At 61.0% G+C, this 269-nt stretch carries 1 protein-coding gene; it reads right to left on the minus strand.

The genetic code is table 11. From position 1 onward, the window contains the following. Positions 1-269, minus strand: a 269-nt coding sequence (locus tag SB756_RS30540; RefSeq protein ID WP_410913303.1) for a TGS domain-containing protein, incomplete at both ends; no start/stop codon positions are given.

The following is a 269-nucleotide window of genomic DNA, read 5'->3' on the forward strand; positions in this document are numbered from 1 at the left end:
GGCGGAATCTCAGCCAGTTTACGGCTGCCGCCCAGCGCATGGCTGAGCAGACGGCGACCCAGATTGACGGAGTCTTCGCGCTTGAGGTTTTTCAGCAGCTGACGAATTTTTGCGCGGGCTTTGGAGCTGACGACAAAGTTGAGCCAGGCGGCGTTAGGACGGGCGCCTGGCGCGGTGATGATTTCAATCGTCTGACCGCTGGTCAGGGTTTGCGACAGCGGATAAGGCTGGCGGTCAACGCGTGCGCCAACGCAGGCATGGCCGATATC

It is taken from the genome of Pseudomonas sp. SIMBA_068 (assembly GCF_046534705.1).
In the GTDB taxonomy this organism is placed as follows: domain Bacteria; phylum Pseudomonadota; class Gammaproteobacteria; order Pseudomonadales; family Pseudomonadaceae; genus Aquipseudomonas; species Aquipseudomonas putida.